This is a genomic window from Okeania sp. SIO2F4 (assembly GCF_010672385.1).
In the GTDB taxonomy this organism is placed as follows: domain Bacteria; phylum Cyanobacteriota; class Cyanobacteriia; order Cyanobacteriales; family Microcoleaceae; genus Trichodesmium.
In genome coordinates this window covers 1-3,405 of the sequence record NZ_JAAHGT010001015.1, presented here as the reverse complement: position 1 = coordinate 3,405, position 3,405 = coordinate 1, and the positions used below count along the sequence as shown (strand labels likewise).

3 protein-coding genes are annotated in these 3,405 nt (G+C 38.9%); 2 read left to right on the top strand and 1 reads right to left on the bottom strand.

Annotation, left to right across the window (positions count from 1 at the left end; all coding sequences use genetic code 11):
- Window positions 1–256 (top strand): hypothetical protein (locus tag F6K22_RS36470; protein ID WP_293109554.1); only part of this gene is annotated, 256 nt, incomplete at its 5' end.
- Between the two features lie 669 nt (window positions 257–925).
- Window positions 926–1,969, top strand: a complete 1,044-nt coding sequence (locus F6K22_RS36465; RefSeq protein WP_293109552.1) for a nitrilase-related carbon-nitrogen hydrolase — start codon at window positions 926–928, stop codon at window positions 1,967–1,969.
- Between the two features lie 412 nt (window positions 1,970–2,381).
- On the opposite strand, the gene F6K22_RS36460 is transcribed toward F6K22_RS36465, so the two are convergent.
- The gene (locus tag F6K22_RS36460; RefSeq protein WP_293109550.1) at window positions 2,382–3,200 is read right to left on the bottom strand and encodes a class I SAM-dependent methyltransferase; all 819 of its coding nucleotides are present in this window, start codon (window positions 3,198–3,200) and stop codon (window positions 2,382–2,384) included.
- Window positions 3,201–3,405: the final 205 nt, after the last annotated feature.

Genomic DNA, 3,405 nt, shown 5'->3' with positions numbered 1-3,405 from the left:
GGCCGCTCCGCGTCTTGGATTAACGCCCTTGCAGTCTTTAGCGCGTGGTCTTTACGTTGTCTTCGCTAAAGGAAGCACCGGGAGTGTGAGGAGATGGAGAGATGGGGAGATTCGGAGATGGGAAGATTCGGAGATTGGGGGGATTCGGAGATTGGGGGGATTCGGAGTGTCGGAGAAATTAAAAAATATATATTATATCCTTACCATTACCATGCAGGACTACCCTAACTCCCAACTCCTAACTCCTAATTCCTGACTCCTAACTCCTGTAAAATCATACTTTTATTCACCAACGCCGAAAAAACTAATAATTATTCCTTCATTTCCAGAATTTTTGTTTCAAAATATTAAGTAAAGATGAGTTGAGAGTATTGTCCATGTTTCCATTCTTTACTAAGTCCTGCTGTAGTTGGGACTTTTTTCAACCAGAATCTCGTAAGGCCCACCAGGAGAATAAACTAAAATTCCTCAAGTGGATGCGAGATGACCTAGAAACCAGGTTGGCTGGACTTAATGCGGCCATTCATACTATAGAACGGCAAATAAATCAAGATCAAGATCCAGCTGCTTAAGCTATCTTGAGTAAACTATTTTTAGTTCTTGCACTTTAACTACAGTTATATGTTTTTCTGGGGCGTAATATTTTGCGCCCCTTTTTTATAGCAGAAGGAAGAAGGAAGAAGGAAGAAGGAAAAATCGGTTGTGCATCACTAAAGTCTGGGATTTGTCAAGTAGGGCAGGCAAATCTAATTTCAAAGCACTGATATATAAAGTTTTTAGGATTTTGGTCGGGAAAAAAGTGCAAATTTTTCAGCTAACTGAAATGACCAGGTATGGCAGTGGGAAAATCTTGCTCTCGTGCTTATATAAGATTACTATGCAGGACTACCGACTTTTAACTTCCGTGAAACTGTATTAGCAAACTATGATCGAAGCTATTCATCAAATACCCCCTTTCCAAGCTTTGGCCCTCCAGGTTAAAGCTGAGGCAGTAAATCAGGCCAATGGCCGCTCAGAAGCGCGATCGCTCATCGAACAAAGTATTAACCGCATCGCCCAACAAATAGCTGGGAGTAAAGCATTTATTGGCCCAAACTGTAAATTGGTCTTGTTACCAGAATATTTTCTCACAAGTTTCCCGATGGCGGAGTCTTTGACAAGTTGGGCAGAAAAAGCTTGTTTGGAAATGACAGACCCCATCTACGATCGCCTGGGAGAAATTGCCCAAAAAAATGCTATTTTTCTGGCAGGTAATGCTTACGAACTGGACTCCAACTTTCCGGAACTATATTTTCAAAACTGCTTTGTTTTTGACCCTAGTGGTAATATGGTATTACGCTACCGCCGTCTCAATTCCATGTTTGCTCCTACTCCCCACGATGTTTGGGATAAATATCTTGACTGTTACGGTTTAGAGGGTGTGTTTCCTGTGGCTAAAACAGCGATCGGTAATCTTGCTGCTGTCGCTTCTGATGAAATTTTATTCCCAGAAGTGACGCGATGTTTGGCGATGCGGGGGGCAGAAATTTTACTCCATCCTACCTCGGAAATTTATGGGCAAGCGCGATCGCCGAAAGAAGCTGCCAAAGTTTCCCGCGCTGTGGAAAATATGATGTATGTTGTCTCTGCTAATACTGCTGGTATTGCCAATACTCCTATTGCTGAAGCTTCGGTTGATGGGGGTTCCAAAATTCTCGACTATCGAGGTTTAATATTAGCAGAAACTGGGCAAGGGGAAAGTATGGCAGCTTATGCAGAAATTGATATTACTGCTCTGCGCAACTATCGTCGTCAAGTGGGAATGAAAAATTTGTTAGCAAGACAACGCTGGGATGCTTACGCAGAAAGTTATCGTCAGTTTCATGGTTATCCTGCTAATACTATGGATAGTGGAGTTGTGGAACGAAAACATTTTATTGAAACTCAAGTTGCAACTATTGAAGAGTTGGCAAAACAAGATATTATTTAAGAAGCTGTTTTAGAAGTACCGCATGGAACCGATGAACCCTAAAAATCTAACCCTCTTACCCCCTTCCCGACAAGGGAATGGGGCTTTCAAAGCCTCTCTCCTAGGAGGAGAGAGGTTTGGAGAGAGGTTTTTATGAGTTGACAAAAAAATTCTCCTAGTATAGCACTACGCAAATAGGTATTTGACATTTTATAAATGCTCAAACTCAGTCATAAATTACTTCTGACTACTGACTTCTAACTTTGGTTTAGCGCTATATCAGGACTTACGCACGAGTACTCAGAAACCTACTTTTTTTTCATAGATGTTTATTGTTCCTACCAACAATTTATCCTAGCAACTGGGTTTCTTTGCGTAAGTTCTATATAATATTACCCAATAAAATTTGTATTTCAAAATCCTGCCAAATTAGTCATAATTTTGTTCCTGATGCCACTAAAGCAGACATCGGTAAAACCAATTTATTTTTATCAAAATAAGGCTGTGATGTTTGACGAATAGCAGCTCTAATATTTGCAAGATTTTCCTCAGTTTGATTGCGAAGCAAACCACCTGTTCTTGCCGTGCCTTGATAAAAAGCATCAAGCAATTCATCAGCATTTGTTAATTCCCAAGTCAAAGAAAATTTGCTTACTAAAGAATGAGAAAAACCTGCATTTTGTAATGCAGAAATACAGTTTTGTTCTTCACTAAAATAAAAGAATGGAGGTCCTTCAGGAAGAGCTACTTCTAAATTACCATAAGCTTGAATTGCTTCATAAACTAGCTTCATTCCAATACATTTATCCATTACATCCCAGACAGTAAAAGCAAATTTTCCTGGATGACGCAGCACTCGAAATGCTTCATTAATTGCTTTTTGAGGTTCAGCCAAATGTAAGATGCCAAAATTCATCACAACAGCATCAAATTCTTCATTTTTAAAAGGTAAATATTCGGCTTCTCCTTGAATAAATTCTAGGTCAGGATTAAGTTGTTTAGCCTTCTTTAACATGGCATCAGAAAAATCTAATCCGATTGCCTGACATTCACGTTTAGCAGCATCGGCAGCGACATAACCAGGTCCAGTAGCAATATCGAGTATTTTAGTTCCTGTTTGGGGGTTCACAGCATTCAGAAGTGGTTCAATCATTTGATTAGTTAGAGAACCAAAAGAATTATTATATTGGTCTACAGATTGTTGCCACGCATTATATTCAAATTCTCTAAATTCTTTGGCTAAATTAGTCATTTATTTTATCTTATTTTGACAGTTGTTTTTACTCTATCATACTACAGTAAAGGCAATAGGCAATAGGGAATAGGGAATAGGGAACAGGGAGAAGAGTAGGGACGAATCATAGTTAGTCTCAATTCAAAATAAATTTAATTATTAATTATTAGTTATTCAACTATACTATAGTATCATACTAATTTGGTAGATACTTGCTGAAAAC